This window comes from Streptomyces sp. NPDC127114, from assembly GCF_042677525.1.
Classification (GTDB): domain Bacteria; phylum Actinomycetota; class Actinomycetes; order Streptomycetales; family Streptomycetaceae; genus Streptomyces.
Genome location: NZ_JBHXTJ010000065.1, coordinates 1 through 20,873 on the forward strand (window position 1 = coordinate 1; position 20,873 = coordinate 20,873).

At 74.6% G+C, this 20,873-nt stretch carries 15 protein-coding genes; 6 read left to right on the forward strand and 9 right to left on the reverse strand.

Translation table 11 applies throughout. The features are described from left to right. Window positions 1-49: 49 nt before the first annotated feature. Together purH and purN are read right to left on the reverse strand one after the other, a co-directional pair. The gene (gene purH, locus ACFVGS_RS35390) at window positions 50-1,618 is read right to left on the reverse strand and encodes a bifunctional phosphoribosylaminoimidazolecarboxamide formyltransferase/IMP cyclohydrolase (protein ID WP_384422877.1); all 1,569 of its coding nucleotides are present in this window, start codon (window positions 1,616-1,618) and stop codon (window positions 50-52) included. Then, complete coding sequence (gene purN, locus ACFVGS_RS35395) at window positions 1,593-2,222, reverse strand: phosphoribosylglycinamide formyltransferase (RefSeq protein WP_384422880.1); 630 nt, start codon at window positions 2,220-2,222, stop codon at window positions 1,593-1,595. The genes purH and purN overlap by 26 nt, the downstream gene beginning before the upstream one ends. A 228-nt stretch (window positions 2,223-2,450) precedes the next feature. On the opposite strand from purN, the gene ACFVGS_RS35400 reads away from it, so the two are divergent. Beyond that, entirely contained in the window at window positions 2,451-3,164 is a 714-nt protein-coding gene (locus tag ACFVGS_RS35400) for a hypothetical protein (protein WP_384422883.1), read from the forward strand. Here the strand turns inward: ACFVGS_RS35400 and ACFVGS_RS35405 are convergent, their stop codons facing one another. Continuing rightward, entirely contained in the window at window positions 3,165-5,006 is a 1,842-nt protein-coding gene (locus ACFVGS_RS35405; RefSeq protein WP_385696381.1) for a DUF6350 family protein, read from the reverse strand. It lies immediately after the preceding gene. Between the two features lie 111 nt (window positions 5,007-5,117). Here ACFVGS_RS35405 and ACFVGS_RS35410 point away from each other — a divergent pair, with 111 nt between their 5' ends. Continuing rightward, complete coding sequence (locus tag ACFVGS_RS35410; RefSeq protein WP_385696384.1) at window positions 5,118-6,893, forward strand: sigma factor-like helix-turn-helix DNA-binding protein; 1,776 nt, start codon at window positions 5,118-5,120, stop codon at window positions 6,891-6,893. Between the two features lie 81 nt (window positions 6,894-6,974). On the opposite strand, the gene sucD is transcribed toward ACFVGS_RS35410, so the two are convergent. The 5 genes from sucD to ACFVGS_RS35435 all read right to left on the reverse strand — a co-directional run bounded on the left by sucD (window position 6,975) and on the right by ACFVGS_RS35435 (window position 14,242). Then, window positions 6,975-7,859 carry a succinate--CoA ligase subunit alpha gene (gene sucD, locus ACFVGS_RS35415; protein ID WP_385696387.1) on the reverse strand — a complete coding sequence of 295 codons (885 nt, stop codon included), beginning with the start codon at window positions 7,857-7,859 and terminating at the stop codon, window positions 6,975-6,977. Between the two features lie 21 nt (window positions 7,860-7,880). Next, complete coding sequence (gene sucC, locus ACFVGS_RS35420) at window positions 7,881-9,059, reverse strand: ADP-forming succinate--CoA ligase subunit beta (RefSeq protein WP_384422894.1); 1,179 nt, start codon at window positions 9,057-9,059, stop codon at window positions 7,881-7,883. A gap of 460 nt (window positions 9,060-9,519) precedes the next feature. Then, window positions 9,520-10,686: a VWA domain-containing protein gene (locus ACFVGS_RS35425; protein WP_385696390.1), complete on the reverse strand. Its 1,167-nt coding sequence runs from the start codon at window positions 10,684-10,686 to the stop codon at window positions 9,520-9,522. After that, the gene (locus ACFVGS_RS35430) at window positions 10,683-13,130 is read right to left on the reverse strand and encodes a DUF5682 family protein (RefSeq protein ID WP_385696393.1); all 2,448 of its coding nucleotides are present in this window, start codon (window positions 13,128-13,130) and stop codon (window positions 10,683-10,685) included. The genes ACFVGS_RS35425 and ACFVGS_RS35430 overlap by 4 nt, the downstream gene beginning before the upstream one ends. Next, complete coding sequence (locus ACFVGS_RS35435; protein WP_384422901.1) at window positions 13,127-14,242, reverse strand: AAA family ATPase; 1,116 nt, start codon at window positions 14,240-14,242, stop codon at window positions 13,127-13,129. Before ACFVGS_RS35435 ends, ACFVGS_RS35430 begins: the two co-directional genes overlap by 4 nt. A 138-nt stretch (window positions 14,243-14,380) precedes the next feature. Here ACFVGS_RS35435 and ACFVGS_RS35440 point away from each other — a divergent pair, with 138 nt between their 5' ends. Then, complete coding sequence (locus tag ACFVGS_RS35440) at window positions 14,381-15,754, forward strand: SWIM zinc finger family protein (protein WP_385696396.1); 1,374 nt, start codon at window positions 14,381-14,383, stop codon at window positions 15,752-15,754. A gap of 70 nt (window positions 15,755-15,824) precedes the next feature. Then, a complete protein-coding gene (locus ACFVGS_RS35445; protein ID WP_385696398.1) occupies window positions 15,825-17,435 on the forward strand; it encodes a DUF5691 domain-containing protein in 1,611 nt (536 codons plus the stop codon). 87 nt (window positions 17,436-17,522) lie between these two features. Here the strand turns inward: ACFVGS_RS35445 and ACFVGS_RS35450 are convergent, their stop codons facing one another. After that, on the reverse strand, window positions 17,523-17,930 hold the full coding sequence (locus ACFVGS_RS35450) for a cobalamin B12-binding domain-containing protein (protein ID WP_128976030.1): 408 nt from the start codon (window positions 17,928-17,930) through the stop codon (window positions 17,523-17,525). A gap of 224 nt (window positions 17,931-18,154) precedes the next feature. Here ACFVGS_RS35450 and ACFVGS_RS35455 point away from each other — a divergent pair, with 224 nt between their 5' ends. Then, entirely contained in the window at window positions 18,155-18,973 is an 819-nt protein-coding gene (locus tag ACFVGS_RS35455) for a lipase family alpha/beta hydrolase (RefSeq protein WP_385696402.1), read from the forward strand. Window positions 18,974-19,216: 243 nt separating this feature from the next. Next, on the forward strand, window positions 19,217-20,749 hold the full coding sequence (locus ACFVGS_RS35460) for a peptidoglycan DD-metalloendopeptidase family protein (protein ID WP_385696404.1): 1,533 nt from the start codon (window positions 19,217-19,219) through the stop codon (window positions 20,747-20,749). Window positions 20,750-20,873 lie beyond the last annotated feature (124 nt).

Sequence of the window (20,873 nt, forward strand, 5' to 3'; positions counted from 1 at the left end):
CCGTACGCCTTGCGTACGGCGGGCCCTCCGTCCGTCCGAGCGGCTCGGCTCAGTGGAAGAAGTGACGCGTCCCGGTGAAGTACATCGTCACGCCCGCCTTCTTCGCCGCCTCGACGACCAGCTCGTCGCGGACGGACCCGCCCGGCTGCACGACCGCCTTCACGCCCGCGGCCGTGAGGATCTCCAGACCGTCGGGGAACGGGAAGAAGGCGTCCGACGCGGCGTACGAGCCGCGGGCGCGCTCCTCGCCGGCCCGCTCGACGGCCAGCTTGGCGGAGTCGACGCGGTTGACCTGGCCCATGCCGACGCCGACCGAGGCGCCGTCCTTGGCGAGCAGGATCGCGTTGGACTTGACCGCGCGGCACGCCTTCCAGGCGAAGGACAGCTCGGCCAGCTCGTCGGCCGAGAGGGCCTCGCCGGTCGCGAGCGTCCAGTTGGCCGGGTCGTCGCCGTCCGCCTGGAGGCGGTCGGTGACCTGGAGCAGGGCGCCGCCGTCGATGGGCTTGACCTCGACCGGGTTGGCCGGGGCACCCTCGGCGCGCAGCACGCGGATGTTCTTCTTCTTCGCGAGGATCTCGACCGCGCCGTCCTCGTAGCCCGGGGCCACGATGACCTCGGTGAAGATCTCGGCGACCTGCTCGGCCATCTCCACGGAGACCGGACGGTTGACGGCGATGACGCCGCCGAACGCGGACAGCGGGTCGCAGGCGTGGGCCTTGCGGTGCGCCTCCGCGACGTCGGCGCCGACCGCGATGCCGCACGGGTTGGCGTGCTTGATGATCGCGACGCAGGGCTCGGCGTGGTCGTACGCGGCCCGGCGCGCGGCGTCGGTGTCCGTGTAGTTGTTGTACGACATCTCCTTGCCGTGCAGCTGCTCGGCCTCGGCGAGGCCGCCCGTGCCGTCGACGTAGAGCGCGGCGCCCTGGTGGGGGTTCTCGCCGTAGCGCAGCACGTTCTTGCGCTCGTACGTGGCGCCCAGGAAGCCGGGGAAGCCCGAGTCGTCGAAGGCGGCGTAGTCGTCCGCGAACCAGGAGGCGACGGCGACGTCGTACGCGGCGGTGTGCCGGAACGCCGTGGCGGCGAACAGCTTGCGGAGCGCCAGCGTGGTGCCGCCGGTCTCGCGGACCGTCTGGAGGACCGCGGCGTACGCGCCCGGCTCGGTGACGACCAGGACCGACGGGTGGTTCTTGGCCGCGGCGCGCACCATCGACGGGCCGCCGATGTCGATCTGCTCGACGCACTCGTCCGGCGTGGCGCCGGAGGCGACGGTCTCGCGGAACGGGTACAGGTTCACGACCACGAGGTCGAAGGGCTCGACGCCCAGCTCGGCCAGCTGCTCGCGGTGCGACTCGAGGCGCAGGTCGGCGAGGATGCCGGCGTGCACCCGCGGGTGCAGGGTCTTGACGCGGCCGTCCAGGCACTCGGGGAAGCCGGTCAGCTCCTCGACCTTGGTGACCGGGACGCCGGCCGCGGCGATCTTCGACGCGGTGGAGCCGGTGGAGACCAGCTCGACCCCGGCCTCGTGCAGACCGCGGGCCAGCTCCTCCAGGCCCGTCTTGTCGTAGACGCTGACCAGCGCGCGGCGGATGGGCTTAACGGTGTCCGTGTTCACCGACATGAACCTTTCGTCCCTCAATGCTGTAGCCGTTGCGGGCGAGGCGCCCCACGACCTCGACGAGCAGCGAGCGCTCGACTTCCTTGATGCGCTCGTGGAGCGCGGCCTCATCGTCCTCGTCCCGCACCTCGACCACGCCCTGGGCGATGATCGGGCCGGTGTCGACACCGTCGTCGACGAAGTGGACGGTGCACCCGGTCACCTTCGCCCCGTAGGCGAGGGCGTCGCGCACGCCGTGCGCGCCGGGAAAACTGGGGAGGAGCGCCGGGTGGGTGTTGACGACCCGGCCGCCGAAGCGGGCGAGGAACTCCTTGCCGACGATCTTCATGAACCCGGCCGAGACGACGAGATCGGGCTCGTACGCGGCGGTGGCCTCGGTCAGCGCGCGGTCCCACTCGTCGCGGCTCGCGTGGTCCTTGACGCGGCACACGAAGGTGGGGAGCCCGGCGCGCTCGGCCCGCTCGAGACCGGCGATGCCCTCGCGGTCGGCGCCGACGGCGACGACCTCGGCGCCGTAGCCCTCGGGGTCGGCGGCGATCGCGTCGAGCAGGGCCTGGAGGTTCGTGCCGGAGCCGGAGACCAGGACGACGAGGCGGGCGGCAGCCACTGGGTCACTCTTTCCGTGGTGTTTGTGCGGTCGTACGAACGAATCGCATCCCTGGATACGGGGAACCCTACGAAGGGTCCGACCGTCAGCAACGATACCGGCACACGGGAAGGCCCCCACGGGACGGGGGCGGGACCGGGGGGTAGCGTCAGGGTCCGACGACACGCCACACCAGCGCCGCGCCACAGTCCCACCCGCGCACACAGACAGAGGGAAGACGTCCAGCACATGCCGGATCGCCAGTCCACGAACGACAGCAACCCGTTCGCTCCGCCGCCGGAGGGGCAGCCGGACCAGCCGTGGCAGCCGCGGCTCCCGGAGGGATCCCAGGGTTCCGACGACGGTTCGGGCTCGGGCCCGGGCTGGAGCAGCAGTCAGCCGGGCCGGTCCTCCGACGGCTTCGGCGGCCGCCCCGAGCGGTCCTCCGGCGGCCAGGGCGGCGGACCGGGCGGACCGGGCGGCGGGCCCGACGGCGGGCAGGGACCCGGGCTCCGCTGGGACCCGACCGACCCGGCCCAGCGGCGCGCGCGGTACGCGGTGCTCTCGGGCATGTGGGCCTTCTTCTTCGCCTTCTTCGTGCAGGAGGTCGCGCTGCTGCTCGGCGCCCTCGGCGCGTACTGGGCGATCAGCGCCCTGCGCATGCGCACGAAGGTGCCGGAGGGCCCGGAGGGGGCCGCGGGTCCTGACGGGGCAGCGGGTCCGCCGTCGCCCGCGCAGGTCGTGGCCGCGGCGACCGCGAACCGCGCCAAGCAGACGGCGGCGATCAGCGGCCTGGTCGCGTCCACGCTGGCCCTGATGATCGTCGCGAGCGGTTTCCTGGTGCACCTGGTCTACCGCGACTTCTACGAGTGCCGGGCCGACGCCCTGACCAAGGAAGCCCAGCTGGCCTGCAACGACCTGCTGCCGAAGCCGCTCCAGGACACGCTCGGCGTGCGGGAGTAGTCACTCCGGATCCGCACCGGGGGACTGGACGGGCGCCGTCGGCGGCGGCTCCGGGGCCGGCATGCCACGGGCAGGCGCCGGGGCCGAGGGCTCGGGGCCCGACGGCTTCGGGGCGGGCGCCGGGGCCCGGGGTTCCGGAGCCGGGGCCGGGGCGGACGCATTCGGTGTCGCGGCCGGGGATTTCGGTGCCGAGGACTTCGGGGTCGAGGGCTCCGGAGGTGGCCCCGCGGGAGCCTTCCAGGCAGGTGGTTCCCAGGCCGGTGGTTCCCAGGCCGCCGGCAGGAAGCCGTAACCCTCCTCCCCCGCGTCGTCGTCCAGCGCGTCGAGCGCCTCCAGGGCGTCGAGGGCGGCGAGGGCTCCCGCGCTGCTCCCCCGCGCGCCGTCCGGGACCGCCATGGCGCCGGACTCCGGCGGCTGCTCCGCATCCACCCCGCCGGGCCCGGGCACGGGCGGCGGTACGTGCGCGGGCGCGCTCCCGAACACGGCCCGCGCCCCGGCCCCGGGAAGGGACCCGGGTACGGGCCCCGGCGCAATCCCAGGACCGGACCCCGGCATGGCCCCGGGAAGGGCCCCGGGCGCCGGGGACGACGCCAGGGCCGCCGCCGCGGCCGCCCGGTTCGTCGCCTTGCGTGCCGCGCGGCGGCCCCAGGCCCGTACCGCGAACGCCGCCGGAACTCCCACGACCGCGCACCACAGCACCGCCGCCGCGCCCGTCTGCCACCACACCGGGCCGAAGACCGCGAGCCGCCCCGAACCCAGCGGACCGCCGGCCAGGGCCGACAGGACGGCGACGGCGGCCCCGCAGACCCCGGACGCGCCCAGCGCGGTCAGCGCCGTTTCCTGCCCGGACCGGTCGCGGGACGCCCGGCCCACCCGACGGCCGAGCACCAGCGCCGCGACGGCCGGGACCGCGGCCGCCGCCCAGTGCGGCCACCGGCCGGGCCCCTCGCCGGGCAGCCCCGCGAGCAGCGGGAAGTCCGGCACGGCCGGGGTGCCGGTGAAACCGAGCGGGGTCACCAGGGCGCCCGTACCGAGCAAGAAGCCGGGGCCGAGCCCGTAGGCCAGTCCCCAGACGACGGCGTTCGGCAGCAGCGCGAGGACGAGCAGCGCGACCGACGCCCGCCCCGACCACTCCCCCGCGAGCCCGTCGAAGGACGCCTGGGCCTCGCCCACGTGCCAGAACAGCGAGGCGGAGGCGAGCAGCGCGCCGCCCGCGAGGAGCACGACGAGTGCGCGTCCGGCGGCGCGCAGGGCGACCGCGTACCGCTCGCGCTCCGGCAGCGGCCGGCCCTGGGCCGTCCACACGCCCGAGCCCGCCGCGGCGAGGACGGTGACGGGCGTCCAGGCACCCGTGGCGATCAGGTCGGCGGGCAGCGTCCCGGCCTCCGTGTAGACCACGACCGCGGCCGCGACCAGCAGATACCCGCCGGCCACGGCGGCCACCACACCGAACGGTGCGGGCGCCGGGCCGCCGTCCTCGTCGAGGGTGTCCCGGGCCGCCCGGTGCGCGAGCCACAGCGGCAGGGCGGTGAGCAGCAGCGGCGTGACACCGAGCGGGGCCGGGACGCCGGAGACGGTGCCGGTGCGGATCAGGTCCCCGCCGTGGGCGAGCAGCCACAGACCGGCGGCGGTGTGCAGGGCGCCGCCGGGACCGCTGTCCGGGAACGGGGAGGCGATCCACGCCGCGATCACGAGCACGGCGAGCGCACCGAGACCGAGGCCCGCCGCGACGCCGCCGCGCACGAAGGCGGTGGCCAGGGGCGCGGCGGAAGCGCGGCCCTGGACCGGTGCGTCGGGCACCGCGGGCGGGCGCTGCTCGGTCACGTACGTCACGGAGGCCATGCTGCCAGCGACACGCGGTTTGCCCGGGTAACAGGCGAATGGCCGTTGTGTCGCTCAAGATACGTTTATGTACTTTTCCGCCCGGAGCCGTGCTGTGGGAGGTCGACGCCGATGAGTCCGACGAGCCCCTCCGTCTCCCTCCCTTCGCCCAAGGAACGGCGCCGGCTGCGTGAGGCCCTCTCCTTGAGCGAGGACCAGGTCGCGGAGGCCCTGGGCGTCACCCGGGCCACCGTCCGCGCCTGGGAGACCGGCCGCAGTTCCCCCAGAGGGCGCAAGCGGGAGGCGTACGCGAGGCTGCTCGGCGTGTACGAGGAGCCGACCGCGCCCCGCACGGAGAAGCCCGCCCGCCCCTCTCCCGCGGGCACCCGCCCGCGACCCGCCGCGAAGGGCGCCGACCGCCCGCCGAAGACACCCACGGCGCCGTCGGCCGCGTCGGCCGCGAGGGCGACCCCGGAGCCCGTGGAGCCCCACCGCCCGTGGGAAGCCGCCCAGCCGCCGGAGGAGCGCCTGAAACCGGACGGCTCGCCCGCCGATTCCCCGGTACTGACCCCTGGCCAGGAGGCGGGTGCGAGCACGGCCGCCGAGGCGCACGCGCGCGTGGACGGTGCCCAGGCACCCTCAGGTCCCGCCCCGGGCGCCGACACGGAACCGGCGCCGGAGGCGACGGACGGACCCACCGCGGGAGCGGCGAGGGCAGCCAGGGATGACACAGGCACGGACGACACAGGCGCGGGTGTCGCCGGCGCGGGAGCGGTCGGCTCAGGCACCCGTGTCGCCGACGCGGGCACGGACGACGCAGACGCGGGTGTCGCCGGCGCGGGAGCGGTCGGCTCAGGCACCCGTGTCGCCGACACAGGCACGGACGACACAGGCGCGAGTGTCGCCGGCGCGGGAGCGGTCGGCTCAGGCACCCGTGTCGCCGACACAGGCACGGACGACGCAGGCAGGGACGACCCAGGCGCGGGTGTCGCCGGAACAGGCCCGGACGGCGCAGGCAGCACGGCCGCTGTCGTCGCCGTGGACGCGTGCGCCGGCGCACCCGGCCGCGAGGACGGCGCGGCGGCGCAGGACGCGGCCGAGGGCCCGGAGTTCACGCCCGAGGCCGCGTTCGACGCGCTCTACGCGTACGCCGCGCCCTCGCTCGTCCACCAGACCTATCTGCTCACGGGGCGCCGCCGGCTCTCCCGCGAGTCCGTCGAGTTCGCCTTCCACCACGCCTGGCAGCACTGGCCCGAGGTCGCCGTCGACCGCGACCCGGTGGGCTGGGTGCGCGCGGCGGCGTACGAGTACGCGCTGTCGCCCTGGCACCGGTTCCGGCGCCGCCACCGGCATCCCGACTCCGCGCCGACCGAGGCCTCCCGGCGCGCGCTGCTCGGGGCCCTCCTGGAGCTGCCGCCGCCGTACCGCCGTACCGTCCTGCTCTACGACGGCCTCGGCCTCGACCTGCCGGAGACGGCCGCGGAGACCGAGGCGAGCACCCCGGCCGCCGGGAACCGGCTGCTGCACGCCCGTACGGTCATCGGGCAGCGGGTGCCCGAGCTCTCCGACCCGGAGGCGCTGCACCGCCGGCTGGCCGCGCTCGTCGCGGAGGCGCCGACGGCCACGCTGCCCGCGGCGCGCGCGGTGCGGACGGGCAGCGAGCGGCGGTCCCGACGGCTGACGCGGACGGTGATCGGGGTGACGGCGGCGCTGATCTGCATCACGGCGGTCACCGCGGCGACCGCGCCGACCCAGTACATCCCGGTGATCGCACCGGGCGAGGTCGTCGAGGGCGTCCCGGTCCGCGGCGGCCCGCAGAAGCTCGGCCCGGAGGACCGGAGGCTCCGCGACAGGCTGCGCTCGGCCCCCCACCCCGGCCCCGAGCGGCTGGTCCCTGCCGCCGAGTAGGGCGGCGCGCACGCGAGTGGGCCCCGCCCCACCCGGTCTCCCGGGTGGGGCGGGGCCCACTCCTGTGCGGTGGTCGCCGCGTCAGCCCGCGAGGATCGCGCGCGCCAGCTTGGCGGTCTCGGTCGGGGTCTTGCCGACCTTCACACCGGCGGCCTCGAGGGCCTCCTTCTTCGCCTGGGCGGTGCCGGAGGAGCCGGAGACGATGGCGCCGGCGTGGCCCATGGTCTTGCCCTCGGGCGCGGTGAAGCCCGCGACGTAGCCGACGACCGGCTTGGTGACGTTGGCCTTGATGAAGTCGGCCGCACGCTCCTCGGCGTCGCCGCCGATCTCACCGATCATGACGATCAGGTCGGTGTCCGGGTCGGCCTCGAAGGCCGCCAGGCAGTCGATGTGCGTGGTGCCGATGACCGGGTCGCCACCGATGCCGACGGCGGAGGAGAAGCCGATGTCACGGAGCTCGTACATCATCTGGTACGTCAGCGTGCCGGACTTCGAGACCAGGCCGATGCGGCCCGGCTTGGTGATGTCGCCCGGGATGATGCCGGCGTTCGACTGGCCCGGGGTGATGAGACCGGGGCAGTTCGGGCCGATGAGGCGGGTCTTGTTGCCCTTCTCCACGGCGTACGCGTAGAACGCGGCGGAGTCGTGGACCGCGATGCCCTCGGTGATGACGACGGCGAGCGGGATCTCGGCGTCGATCGCCTCGACCACGGCGGCCTTGGCGAAGGCCGGCGGGACGAAGAGGACCGAGACGTTGGCGCCGGTCTCCTTCATCGCCTCGGCGACGGTGCCGAAGACCGGGATCTCGGTGCCGTCGAAGTCGACGGCCGTGCCGGCCTTGCGCGGGTTCACGCCGCCGACGATGTTGGTGCCGTCACCCAGCATGAGCTTGGTGTGCTTCATGCCCGTGGCACCGGTCATGCCCTGGACGATGACCTTGCTGTCCTTGTTGAGGAAGATAGCCATGGCTGTTCTGTCCCTCTTCCCTTACTTCGCAGCCGCGAGCTCGGCGGCCTTGTCGGCCGCGCCGTCCATGGTGTCCACACGCTGCACCAGCGGGTGGTTGGCGTCCGACAGGATCTTGCGACCCAGCTCCGCGTTGTTGCCGTCGAGGCGCACGACGAGCGGCTTGGTGACCTCGTCGCCACGGGAGGCGAGGAGCTCCAGGGCCTGCACGATGCCGTTGGCGACCTCGTCACAGGCGGTGATGCCACCGAAGACGTTGACGAACACGGACTTGACGTCCGGGTCGCCGAGGATGATCTCCAGGCCGTTCGCCATGACCTCGGCGGAGGCGCCACCACCGATGTCGAGGAAGTTGGCCGGCTTCACGCCGCCGTGGTTCTCACCGGCGTACGCGACGACGTCCAGGGTCGACATGACCAGGCCGGCGCCGTTGCCGATGATGCCGACCTCGCCGTCGAGCTTCACGTAGTTGAGGCCCTTGGCCTTGGCAGCAGCCTCGAGCGGGTTGGCTGCGGCCTTGTCCTCGAGCGCCTCGTGCTCGGGCTGACGGAAGTCGGCGTTGGCGTCCAGGGACACCTTGCCGTCGAGGGCCAGGATGTCGCCGGAGGCGACCTTGGCCAGCGGGTTGACCTCGACGAGGAGGGCGTCCTCGGCGATGAAGGTCTTCCACAGGGTCACGAGGACCTCGGCGACCTTCTCGGCGACCTCGGCCGGGAACTGGGCCTGGGCGACGATCTCACGGGCCTTCTCGATGTCGACACCCTTGTTGGCGTCGACCGGGACCTTCGCGAGCTTCTCGGGGGTCGTGGCGGCGACCTCCTCGATGTCCATGCCACCGGCGACGGAGGCCATGGCGAGGAAGGTGCGGTTGGTGCGGTCGAGGAGGTACGAGACGTAGTACTCCTCGACGATCTCCGGAGCGGTCTCCGCGATCATCACCTTGTGGACCGTGTGGCCCTTGATGTCCATGCCCAGGATGTCCGTCGCGCGGGCGACGGCCTCTTCCGGGGTGGCGGCCAGCTTGACGCCGCCGGCCTTGCCGCGGCCGCCGACCTTGACCTGCGCCTTGACGACCGACTTGCCGCCAAGCCGCTCCGTCGCAGCGCGCGCCGCCTCAGGCGTGTCGATGACTTCACCGGCCAGCACCGGTACACCGTGCTTGGCGAAGAGGTCCCTCGCCTGGTACTCGAACAGGTCCACGCGCGTCCCTTTTCTAGATGATCGCGGTTCGTTGTCTGCGTGGGCGTGCCGCGAAGGGCAACGTGACTGCGCTGTCACTAGGGAGGCGTACACGGTGTCCGTGGACGCGGCATGTCCGTCTCGCAGGTTATCCCCGAGGGACGTAGGTCCCTAAATCGCAGATCACAACCTGGCGGTGATACGGGTCACAGAACGTAGGCGCGGTGAGGCGGTCCGGAGTGGTGACCGCGGACGTCCGGCAGGGCCACGTGGCAGGCGGGGCGCGGGGATCGGGCGCCTCACGGCGCGCCGGGCGGCGGGGTGAGGGCCCTGCGGCCGATGGTGTGATATGGGCCTCAGTGACAGGGGGCGCGCCCGTCCGGGTGGTCGCGCGGCGACGGAATCCGCACCGCACCGCCACCGGATCCGCACCGCGCTGCCCCGGCCTCGGGTCGGGTGGCGCACGTGCCGGTCGGGCGGCTCAGGCCTCGGGTATCGGCAGCGGGCGCTTCTCCAGGGCGGCGGCCATGACCTCGGGGAAGAGGTCGGGGGTGCAGGCGAAGGCGGGGGCGCCGAGCGCGGCGAGGGCGGCGGCGTGCTCCCGGTCGTAGGCGGGAGCACCCTCGTCGGAGAGGGCGAGCAGGGCGACGAACTGCACGCCCGAGGCCTTCATCGCCGCGACCCGCTTGAGCATCTCGTCGCGGATACCGCCCTCGTAGAGGTCGCTGATGAGGACGACGACGGTGTCGGCGGGGCGGGTGATCCTCGACTGGCAGTAGGCGAGCGCCCGGTTGATGTCGGTGCCGCCGCCGAGCTGGGTGCCGAAGAGCACGTCGACGGGGTCGTCGAGCTGGTCGGTGAGGTCGACGACGGCCGTGTCGAAGACGACCAGGCGGGTGGCGACGGAGCGCATGGAGGCGAGGACGGCGCCGAAGACGGAGGCGTAGACGACGGAGGCGGCCATGGATCCGGACTGGTCGACGCAGAGCACGACCTCCTTCTTCACCGCCTGGCTCGCCCGGCCGTATCCGATCAGCCGCTGGGGCACGACCGTGCCGTACTCCGGGAGGTAGTGCGCGAGGTTGGCGCGGACGGTGCGGTCCCAGTCGATGTCCCGGTGGCGCGGGCGGCTGATCCGGGCCGAGCGGTCGAGGGCGCCGGTGAGCGTCGCGCGGGTGCGGGTGGCGAGCCGCTTCTCCAGCTGGTCGACGACCTTGCGGACGACGGCCCTGGCGGTCTCCTTGGTGGTCTCCGGCATCGCCTTGTCCAGGGAGAGCAGGGTGCCGACGAGGTGGACGTCCGCCTCGACCGCCTCCAGCATCTCGGGCTCCAGGAGCAGGGTGGCGAGCCCGAGCCGGTCGATGGCGTCGCGCTGCATGACCTGGACGACGGAGCTGGGGAAGTACGTGCGGATGTCGCCGAGCCAGCGGGCGACGGACGGCGCTGAGGCGCCCAGTCCGGCCGCGCGGTCTCCGCCGGTCCGCCGGTCGCCGCCGCTCGTGCCGCCGTAGAGGGCGGCCAGGGCGCCGTCCATGGCGGCGTCGGTGCCGCTGAGGGCGCGGCCGGTGCCGTCGGCCGCGCCGCCGCCGAGGACCAGCCGCCAGCGGCGCAGCCGCTCGTCGTCCGTGCCGGTGCCGGTGATGGTCATGCGGGTGCCTCCGTACCGAGGATGAGGTGGAGCAGGGGCAGGATGTCGTCGGCGCGGCGCTCGTCGAGGACGGTGGCGAAGCCGGGTGTGACGGCCGCGGCGCCGGCGGCGCCGCCGGTGGCGGGGCCGCGGGCGACGAGCTCGCCGAGGGTGCGCCGGACGCCCGGCTCGTATCCGCCGAACGTGCGCCGCAGCAGCGGCAGGACGTCGGTGAACGCCTCCGCGGACACGCCGCCCAGCCAGTCGTCGACCAGGCCGAGCAGCCGCTCGTCGTGGACGAGGAGCAGTCCGCCGCCGGAGGCGCCGCCGACGAAGCCCTCGATCCAGCCGGCGGCGTCGGCGGGTGGCGTCCCGGGCGAGAGCGCGAGCCCCATCAACCGCGCCGCCTCGTCCACCCCGACCCGGCCCTCGTCAAGCAGCAGCCGGGCGGCCCGGCCCCGCAGCACACCGGGCACCCGGTCGCGCACGGCGAGCCGCCGCAGCACGGCACCCCACCGCTCACCGAGCCCTGCGGCGGCGGGGGCGGCGGTGGCCGTGGCTGTGGCCGTGACCGTAGCTGGTTGCTCCGCCGCCTCCGTCGGCTCGGACGGCCCCGGGCGGCCGGTGGACCGGGTCGTCAGAAGGGCGATCGCCGTGTGGACGGCGTCGAGGCGGTCGCGCATCTCCGTGGCGGCGTCGGTGTCGAGGGACGCGCAGGCGGGCGGCAGGCCCACGCAGATCCGTTCGGCGAGACCGGCGGCGACCTCGCCGAGCGCGGTGGTGTCGGTGGCGCGGACGTCTCCGTAGCGCAGGGAACGGGCGAGGGCGGGCAGGGCCTGGGCGAGGTGGGCGACGTCGGTGTCGAGGGCGGCGCGGTCGGCGAGCGCGTGCAGGACGGCGGGCAGGGCGTCGGTGAGTCCGGCGAGGAGGCACTGCTCGGCGAGCGCGGTGATGGAGGCGAGGTCGTCGACGGCGGTCGCCTGTGAGCGTGCCCTGGCGGTGGCGGCGGCCTCGACGGTGGTGCCCCAGACGCCCGCCTCGGCGACCTGCACGTGGAGTTCGGGCTCCCAGCGCAGCCGCCAGCTCTCCCGGAACGTTCCGGTGGAGCCGCGGCCCGCGACGGAGCTGCCCCAGGCGACACCGAGCAGCCGGAGCCGGTGCAGGAGCCGGCTGCGGGCGGCGTCGTTGTCCTTGCGCAGGTCGAGGTCGAGCTCGCGCTCGTACGCCTCCGGTTTGAGGCGCAGTCGGCGCTGGAGCCGGTCGAGGTCGCGCTGGAGCGGCACGGCGGGGGCGCCGGCCGGGACCGTGCCGAGGACGTCGCCGACCACGAGCCGGTCGCGCACCAGGTCGAGCGGGACGTCGGAGCCCTCGCACATGACGGCGCGGACGGCGTCGGTGGTCTCGCCGAGGCCGGGCAGCGGGCGGCCGCGCAGGACGGCCAGGGTGTCCGCGAGCCGTACGGCCTCGATGACATGGGCGGAGGAGACGGTCAGGTCCTCGTCCCGCAGCAGGCCCGCGACCTTGGTCATCCAGCGCTCGACGGGCCGGTCGGGCGCGGTGAACAGGTGGGCGTACCAGCCGGGGGCGTCGATCCCCGCGCCGTACCCGGAGCGGCGGGCGAGCCTGCGGTGGGTCCAGGGGACCCAGGTCAGCTCGGCCTTCACCTTGGGCAGGCCCTTGAGCAGGGCGCGGTCGGCGGTGACGGTGGTGCGGCGGCGCAGCGCGGGCACGTGCCAGGCGCCGCAGACCACGGCGACGTCGTCGCCGAACTCCTTCTGGGCGGCGCGCAGCCCTGTCCGCATGTGCGCCTCGCGCACCAGGTCACGCGGGTGGCCGCCGTGCCCGTACGCCTCGCGGAGCGCGCCCATCGCCTCGGCGACGGCGTCGAACGGGGCGAACGGGTCGGCGGCTCCGCGCAGTTCGATCACGTCCTCCCACCAGCGCTCGGCGTCGTCGTAGCCGGCGGTGCGGGCGAGCTCCGCGATCGGGTCGACGCGGAGCTCCTGGCCGCCGGCCGGTGGCGCTCCGGTGAACTCCTCCCCGTCGTCCCAGGTGGGGTCGAGGGCGGCGAGGGTGTGGGCGGCGGGCAGGTCGACGAAGCGGACCTCGGCGCCGTGGGAGAGGGCCCAGCGGATCGCGGTCCACTCGGGCGAGAACTCGGCCATCGGCCAGAACGCGGCCCGGCCCGGGTCGTCCACGGCGTGCGCGAGCAGCGCGACCGGGGGCCGCATCTCCTCGTGGGCGGCGAGCTCCACCAGTGCGTCGGCCTCGGGCGGTCCCTCGACGAGCACCGCCTTGGGCCGCCCGGCGTCGAGCGCCGCGAGCACGGCCCGGGCGGATCCGGGTCCGTGGTGCCGCACGCCGAGCAGGAGCGGCCCGGCCAGGGAGCGCGCCGGCCGGCCGAGGGCGCTCGCGGCCGTCTCCACGGCCTCGGCGGCGGGGGCCGCGACGGCGGGGCGCGTCATGCGCTCACCTCGCGGCAGGCGCGGTAGAAGTCCTTCCATCCGTCTCTCTCACGGACCACCGTCTCCAGGTACTCCTGCCAGATCACCCGGTCTGCGGCCGGGTCGCGGACCACCGCGCCGAGCAGCCCGGCGGCGACGTCGGCGGAGCGGAGCACACCGTCGCCGAAGTGGGCGGCGAGGGCGAGGCCGCCGGTGACGACGGAGATCGCCTCTGCCGTGGACAGCGTCCCCGAGGGGGACTTGAGCTTGGTGCGGCCGTCCGCGGTGACGCCGTCGCGCAGCTCGCGGAAGACGGTGACGACCCGGCGGATCTCGTCCACGCCGTCCGGCACGGCCGGCAGGTCGAGCGAGCGGCCGATCTGGTCGACGCGCCGGGCGACGATGTCCACCTCGGCGTCCGGCGTCGCGGGCAGCGGCAGCACGACGGTGTTGAAGCGGCGGCGCAGCGCGCTGGACAGCTCGTTGACACCGCGGTCGCGGTCGTTGGCCGTGGCGATGAGGTTGAAGCCGCCGACCGCCTGCACCTCCTCGCCCAGCTCGGGGATCGGCAGGGTCTTCTCGGACAGGATCGTGATGAGGGTGTCCTGCACGTCGGCGGGGATGCGGGTCAGCTCCTCGACGCGGGCGGTCATGCCCTGCGCCATGGCCCGCATGACGGGACTGGGGACGAGGGCGGCGCGGCTGGGGCCGTGGGCGAGCAGCTGCGCGTAGTTCCAGCCGTAGCGGATGGCTTCCTCGGGCGTGCCGGCGGTGCCCTGCACGAGCAGCGTGGAGTCGCCGCTGACGGCGGCGGCGAGATGCTCGGAGACCCAGGTCTTGGCGGTGCCGGGCACACCGAGCAGGAGCAGGGCGCGGTCCGTGGCGAGCGTGGTGACGGCGACCTCGACGATGCGGCGCGGGCCGACGTACTTGGGCGTGATCACCGTGCCGTCGGGCAGCGTGCCGCCGAGGAGATAGGTGGCGACGGCCCAGGGCGAGAGCCGCCAGCGTGCGGGGCGCGGCCGGTCGTCGGCGGCGGCGAGCGCGGCGAGTTCGTGGGCGAAGGCGTGCTCGGCGTGCGGCCGCAGGGCCCCGTCCGCGGTGGTGGTCGTGGTGGTTTCGGGCAGGGTCATGAGTCCCCCTCCAGATCGTTCGACCTGCTGTGCGATCCACGGTGCACCATGCCACTGACATTCGGTCGCGGTCGGTGGAAATCCCAGGTCAGGGCCACGGCGAGGGCATTGTCAGTGGCGACCCGTACGGTCGTTCGCATGACTGAGCAGGGGGTGCGCTGGACGTCGGAACAGGTGCTGGCACTGGCTCCTGACGACGCGTCGCGCAAAGCGGGAGGCAAGCTGGGTTCGCCCGGCCCGTGGTCCGAAGCGGGCTGCGACGGCCGGGCCGTCTGGGGCCTGTGCGCGGGCAGCGGGAAGACGCCGTACCGCACGGTCGTGGACACCACGGGCCCGGCGTACGTGTGCAGTTGCCCGAGCCGGAAGTTCCCGTGCAAGCACGCGCTGGGACTGCTGCTGCTGTGGGCGGGGGACACGGCCGGGACGGCGGTGCCGACGGCCGGCGGGGCGCCCGTCTGGGCGGCGGAGTGGCTCGCGGGCAGACGTGCGCGGGCGGAGGCGGGCTCCGGGCCCGCCGACCCGGAGGCCGCGCGCCGCCGGGCGGAGCGCAGGGCGGCGCGGATAACGGCCGGCGCGCAGGAGTTGGAGCAGCGGCTCGCCGATCTGCTGCGCGGCGGGCTCGCCTCGGCCGAGCAGGCGGGGTACGGGCTGTGGGAGGAGACCGCGGCCCGCATGGTCGACGCGCAGGCTCCCGGACTCGCCGGCCGGGTGCGCGAGCTGGGCGCCGTCGCGGGCTCGGGGCCCGGCTGGCCGGTGCGGCTCCTGGAGGAGTGCGCGCTGACCCATCTCCTCGACCGCGCCTGGCTGTCGGTGGACGCACTGCCCGGCCCGCTGGCAGCGACCGTCCGCGGCCGGGTCGGCCTGCCGGCCTCGCCGGAAGGTCCCGTGCTGCGGGACCACTGGCTGGTGCTCGCCCAGTACGACACGGCGGACTCGCGTCTGACGACCCGCCGCATCTGGCTGCACGGCCGGTCGAGCGGGCGTACGGCCCTGCTCCTCTCCTTCGGCGCGGCGGGCCGACCACCCCAACTGGCCCTTCCGGCCGGTGTGGTGGTCGATGCCGGGCTGCGGCCCTACGGATCGGGCGGCGGCCTGCGCGCCGAACTGGTCGAGCAGTTCGGCACCGCCCCACCCGCCGGTCCGCCGCCTGCGGGCACCCGCGTCGCCGACGCCCTCGCCGCCTACGGCCGCGCGCTGCGCGAGGACCCGTGGCTGGACACCTGGCCGGTGACCTTGTCGGACGTGGTCCCGGCACGAGCGGAGTACGGCTGGCAACTGGCCGACGCACGGCCGCACTCGGGCACCCCGGGCCCATCCGGCGGCACGACGCCCGACGAGCGGGACGCCGTACCGCTGACCCGCGCCGCCCAGGCGCGTCCCGGGCTGTGGCGGCTGGTCGCGCTGTCCGGGGGCGGGCCGGTGAGCGTGTTCGGGGAGGTGGGGCACCAGGGGTTCACTCCGCTGGCCGCCTGGTCGCCGGACGAGCCCGGCGAGACGGTGTCGCTCACCTGACGCCTCGCACCGCTTCTCCTGCCCCGACGACCCACCGACCGCGTTGACCCGAACACCTCTGGAGGAGTCCATGGATGCCTGGGAAGAGCTCGTCACGTCGGCGCTGCTGGGCACCGACCGGAAGCCGTTCGCACACGCCAGCGGGGACACGGCGCCGGTCGCGCTCCTTGACGCCGCCGCCGTGCACACCGTACGGCGCAGAGCGGGGCTGCTCCCCGGACCGGCCGCCGCGCCGCTGGAGGCCGCGCCCGAGGACGCCCGCGAGCCGCTGCCCGCGGCGGCCCGGCGGCGGCTGGGGCAGCTGCTCGCGGGCCGGGCCGCGCCCGCGCCGTCCGGGGGGCGGCGCGGGGCGGCACCGGACCTTGCCGAGCTGCTGCCCCAGTGGCTGGCCGCCGCCAACGAGCGGGGCTACCGCGCGCCCGCCGCCGCGCTTCCGGCGCTGCTCGACGCCGCCCGGGCCCGGACCGACCTGCGGCCCCAGGCGCTGGCCTTCGCCGGACCGCGCGGGCTGTGGCTGGCCCGGCTGAACCCGGAATGGAGGTTCGCGCTCCGCGGGGCGGGCGGCACGGGCGGCGGGGCGGGGGGCTCGCTGCCCGACCCGGCGGACGGGGAGGCGGTCCTGGCGCTGTGGGAGGAGGGTCTGTTCGCGGAGCGGGTCGCGCTGCTCGCCGCCGTACGGGCCGACGACCCGGCGCGGGGGCGGGAGCTGCTCGCCTCGACGTGGAGTGCGGAGCGGGCCGAGGACCGGCTGATGTTCCTGGACTCGCTGCGGGCGGGGCTCGGTCCGGCGGACGAGGAGTTCCTGGAGGCGGCCCTGTCCGACCGCAGCCGCAACGTCCGCGCGACGGCCGCCGAGCTGCTCTCCGCTCTGCCGGCGTCCGCGCTCGCCGCGCGGATGGCGGAGCGGGCCGCGTCGTGCGTGTCCCTGGACCGTACGCACGGCGCGGAGACGATCGTCGTGGAGGCGCCGCACGAGTGCGACGCGGGCATGCGGCACGACGGGGTCGTCGCCACGCCGCCCACGGGCCGCGGCGAGCGCTCGTGGTGGCTGGGCCAGCTGGTGGAGGCGGCGTCGCTGGACTGCTGGCAAGCGCGGTTCGGCGGGCGCGGCCCCGAGGAGATCGTCGCGCTGCCGGTCGCGGACGACTGGGGCGCCGAGCTGCACGCGGCCTGGTGCCGGGCGGCCGTACGCCAGCGGAACGCGGACTGGTCGCGCGCCCTGCTCGGTTCCCCGGCGGCACCGCAGGCCACCGGTCCCGGCACCTCGTCGTTCGCGGAGCGGGCCCAGCTGCTCTCGACCCTCGCGGAGGAGGAGCGGGCCGTCTGGGTCGCGTCCTTCATAGCGGCGCACGGCCTGTCGGAGGCCTTCCAGCTGCTCGGCGTGTGCGCGGTGCCGTGGGCGGAGCCGCTGGGCCGGGCCGTCGTCGACGCGCTCGACATCGCGCGGGACGCGGGCAGCTACCCGTGGAGCTTCAGCGGCGTGATGGGGCTCGCCGAGCGCTGTCTGTCCCCGGCCACGGCGCCCCAGCTTGCGGCCCTCACCGCGCTGTCCGCCGAGCCGGAGGACGCCTCGCCCGGTGCCGCCGGCTACTGGTCGGAGGCCTTCCAGCGCCTGGTATCCACCCTGGAGCTCCGCGCCGCGATGCACGCGGAACTCCGGCCCCCGGACGCGGCGGCTTGAAACGGGACGGGCGGGGCGAGCGGGGCTGCGTGCCCCGCCCTTCCCAGCCGTGCCCCGTCCTGCCCGGGCCCGCCGTACCGACAGGTGTCAGGCAGCCACGCGCACGTTGGCGTTGACCCAGTCCACGATGGACGCCGTCGTCGCGCCCGGCGTGAAGATCGCCGCCACGCCCTTCTCCTTCAGCGGGGCGATGTCCGCGTCCGGGATGATGCCGCCGCCGAAGACCTTGATGTCCTCGGCGTCCCGCTCCTTCAGGAGCTCGAGCACCTTCACGAACAGCGTGTTGTGCGCACCCGAGAGGATCGACAGGCCGATGGCGTCGGCGTCCTCCTGGATGGCGGTGTCCACGATCTGCTCCGGCGTCTGGTGGAGCCCGGTGTAGATGACCTCCATACCGGCGTCGCGCAGCGCGCGAGCGATCACCTTGGCCCCGCGATCGTGGCCGTCGAGACCCGGCTTGGCGACCACCACGCGGATCGGACCGGTCACACCCATCACTGCCTCCACATGCGACCCCCGCGCTTCGTTGCCGGGGAGGTGAACGAACGTTATCGCCAGCATCCCGCACGCGCCCGTTTCGCGGTGGACAGCGAGGGGGAAATCACACGTGGGACATTGTTCGCTCCCCGGAGGAGCCGCCGCGGAGTGTGCCGTACGTCCGCGCCGCCTGTCGTGCGGCACGGAGTGCGGCGCACCGCCGTACCGGACGGAGGCCGGCGATGGAGTTCTTCCCCACCGCGTTCGCCGACCGGATGAGGGCCACCGCCCTGGAGATCGCCGTCCTCGCGGGACATCTGGTTCTCTACCCCTCCGGACTCGTGGGCGAACGTCGCGCCGCACCTTCCCCGGCCGCCGGTGACGGCTCCCGTCCCGGTCCCGGCGCGGCCGCCCGCCCGGTCGTGCTGCTGCACGGCTTCGTCGACAACCGCTCGGTCTTCGTCCTGCTGCGCCGCGCCCTCGCCCGGCACGGCCGTGACAGCGTCGAGTCGCTCAACTACTCCCCGCTCACCTGCGACCTGCGCACCGCCGCGGAGCTGCTCGGCCGCCGGGTGACGGAGCTCCTCGACCGCACCGGCCACACCGAGGTCGACCTCGTGGGCCACAGCCTCGGCGGTCTGATCGCCCGCTATTACGTACAGCGCCTCGGCGGTGACGCGAAGGTGCGCACGCTCGTCACGCTGGGCACACCGCACTCCGGGACGGCCTTCGCGCCGCTGGCCCTGGCGGACGCCCACCCGCTGGTGCGCCAGATGCGGCCCGGTTCGGAGGTGCTGACCGAGCTCGCGGGCCCGGCGCCCGGCTGCCGCACCCGCTTCGTGAGCTTCTGGAGCGACCTGGACCAGGTGATGGTCCCGGTGGAGACGGCCCGGCTCGACCATCCGGACCTGACCGTCCACAACGTGCGCGTCAGCGGCGTCGGGCACCTCGCGCTGCCGGTGCATCCCACGGTCGCGACCGGCATCCTCCGCGCCCTGGACGACGGGGCGCCGGCGACGGACGCGCGGGACGGTTCGACGGACACCGCCTCGGTGGCGTGACGGCACTCCTGACGGACCTGGCCGACCCACCGGCGCCTGCCCTCTGACGGGCCGCCAGAGGGTTTCCGTTCTTCGAACGTTCTTCGAACACAGGGCCAAGGCTCTCCCCACAACCCGCCGAAAGGCGGCCGATTGCCCGTTTCCTGGCGGCTCGAAACCCGCCGAAGATTGTCCGCCGCGCGTACCGCCGGGTACAGTCACGCCACTGCTTGACCCCCTGCTGCCGAGGCGAGAGAGAAGTTGGTGAACGACCAGCACCCCCACGCCGGGTACGTCACGGACGCCACCCAGACCACGGGCAGCTTCGCCGTCGACCCGCTGTTCGGCACCTACGACGCCGGTTACGAAGCAGGTCAGAGCGGTCAGAGCGGTTACACCGACTACAGCGCCGGGTACGACGGCTACAGCGGGTACGCCGAGCAGAGCGGCTACGCCGCCGGCTACGGGGGCCAGGGCCAGTGGGACACCGGCTCGTACGGCTCGTACACCACCACCGGCCAGTGGGACGCGAGCGCGTGGACCGAGGCCCAGCAGACCGGCCAGTACGAGACGGCGGCGCAGTTCGCCTCGTACGACTCCACCGGCACCGGCCAGTGGACGACCCCGGCGGGCTACGAGACCGGCGCTTACGACGCCACCGCCTGGAACCAGGTCGCGCCCGAGCCGGTCGTCCCGCACCAGTACACCCCGGAGCACACCGGAGAGTTCTCCGCCACCGAGTTCTCCGGCGGCGACTTCTCCGCGCCGGAGTTCGCCACCGCCGAGTACCCGGCCGCCGCTGAGTACGAGGCCGACGACCACTACGCCTACGACGCGTCGTACGACACCGCTTACGACACGGGCTACGACGACCAGCAGGCCCAGCAGGGTTCCTCGCCGCAGCCGGAGCGCGACACCTTCCACGACGCCGAGACCATGATCGCCCTGGAGCTCGACGGCACCGACCTCGGTCCGGACCGGGCGGCCGCTCCGGCCCCGGGCACCGACCTCCCCGCCCGCCCCGTACGCCGTTCCGGCGGCGGCAGCCGCGGCCGGCGCCGTACGCCCGCCAAGCGCTCCGCGCTCCTCACGGTCGCCGTCCCCTCCGCCTGCGTGATGGGCGTCGCCGGTATCGCCGCCGCCTCCGTGAGCGGCCTCACCGACGGCGCTGCCGACCAGAAGGACGACACGACGTCCCTCGCCGCCGCCGACCCGGCGTCCGTGAAGCAGGTCGCCGCCAACAGCAAGCTGGACACCCAGCTCGCCGCGCTCAGCGCCGACGCCCGCGACTTCGGCGACCGCGCGAGCCGTACCCAGGAGCGCATCGATCTGAAGCTCCGCCAGGAGGCGGAGAAGAAGAAGCGCGAGGAGGAGGCGGCCCGCCGGGAGGCCCTGCGGCCCAAGTTCATGCTGCCGGTGAAGCTGCACCAGCTCAGCGCGCGCTACGGCCAGTCCGGCGTCAACTGGATGTCCGTGCACACCGGCATCGACTTCCCGGTCCAGTACGGCACGCCCGTCATGGCCGCGACCGACGGCACCGTCCGCACCCAGTGGAACAGCGCCTACGGCAACATGGCGATCGTGACCGCCCCGGACGGCACCGAGACCTGGTACTGCCACCTCAGCAGCACAAAGATCCGCTCCGGCAAGGTCAAGGCCGGCGAGGTCATCGCCTACTCCGGCAACTCGGGCAACTCCACCGGCCCGCACCTCCACTTCGAGGTCCGGCCCGACGGCGGCTCGGCGATCGACCCGCTGGCCTGGCTGCGCGGCCACGGCCTCGACCCGACCAGCTGAACCCGTACACACGAGGAGGGGCCCCCGCCCAAAACGCCGGGGGGCCCCCACCGGAGGGGGGGGTGGAACACGATGACGACCCGCCGCTAACACCACACCACTCGCGTGGGCGGAGACTAGCCGG

What these genes read in the sequence shown, in the direction of transcription:
- ACFVGS_RS35400 (WP_384422883.1), top strand. Translation starts at nt 2,451, where the DNA reads ATGCCGGATCGCCAGTCCACGAACGACAGCAACCCGTTCGCTCCGCCG.
- ACFVGS_RS35410 (WP_385696384.1), top strand. Translation starts at nt 5,118, where the DNA reads ATGAGTCCGACGAGCCCCTCCGTCTCCCTCCCTTCGCCCAAGGAACGG.
- ACFVGS_RS35430 (WP_385696393.1), bottom strand. Translation starts at nt 13,130, where the DNA reads ATGACGCGCCCCGCCGTCGCGGCCCCCGCCGCCGAGGCCGTGGAGACG.
- ACFVGS_RS35435 (WP_384422901.1), bottom strand. Translation starts at nt 14,242, where the DNA reads ATGACCCTGCCCGAAACCACCACGACCACCACCGCGGACGGGGCCCTG.
- ACFVGS_RS35455 (WP_385696402.1), top strand. Translation starts at nt 18,155, where the DNA reads ATGGAGTTCTTCCCCACCGCGTTCGCCGACCGGATGAGGGCCACCGCC.
- purH (WP_384422877.1), bottom strand. Translation starts at nt 1,618, where the DNA reads ATGTCGGTGAACACGGACACCGTTAAGCCCATCCGCCGCGCGCTGGTC.
- sucD (WP_385696387.1), bottom strand. Translation starts at nt 7,859, where the DNA reads ATGGCTATCTTCCTCAACAAGGACAGCAAGGTCATCGTCCAGGGCATG.
- ACFVGS_RS35445 (WP_385696398.1), top strand. Translation starts at nt 15,825, where the DNA reads ATGGATGCCTGGGAAGAGCTCGTCACGTCGGCGCTGCTGGGCACCGAC.
- ACFVGS_RS35440 (WP_385696396.1), top strand. Translation starts at nt 14,381, where the DNA reads ATGACTGAGCAGGGGGTGCGCTGGACGTCGGAACAGGTGCTGGCACTG.
- ACFVGS_RS35405 (WP_385696381.1), bottom strand. Translation starts at nt 5,006, where the DNA reads ATGGCCTCCGTGACGTACGTGACCGAGCAGCGCCCGCCCGCGGTGCCC.
- ACFVGS_RS35450 (WP_128976030.1), bottom strand. Translation starts at nt 17,930, where the DNA reads ATGGGTGTGACCGGTCCGATCCGCGTGGTGGTCGCCAAGCCGGGTCTC.
- ACFVGS_RS35425 (WP_385696390.1), bottom strand. Translation starts at nt 10,686, where the DNA reads ATGACCATCACCGGCACCGGCACGGACGACGAGCGGCTGCGCCGCTGG.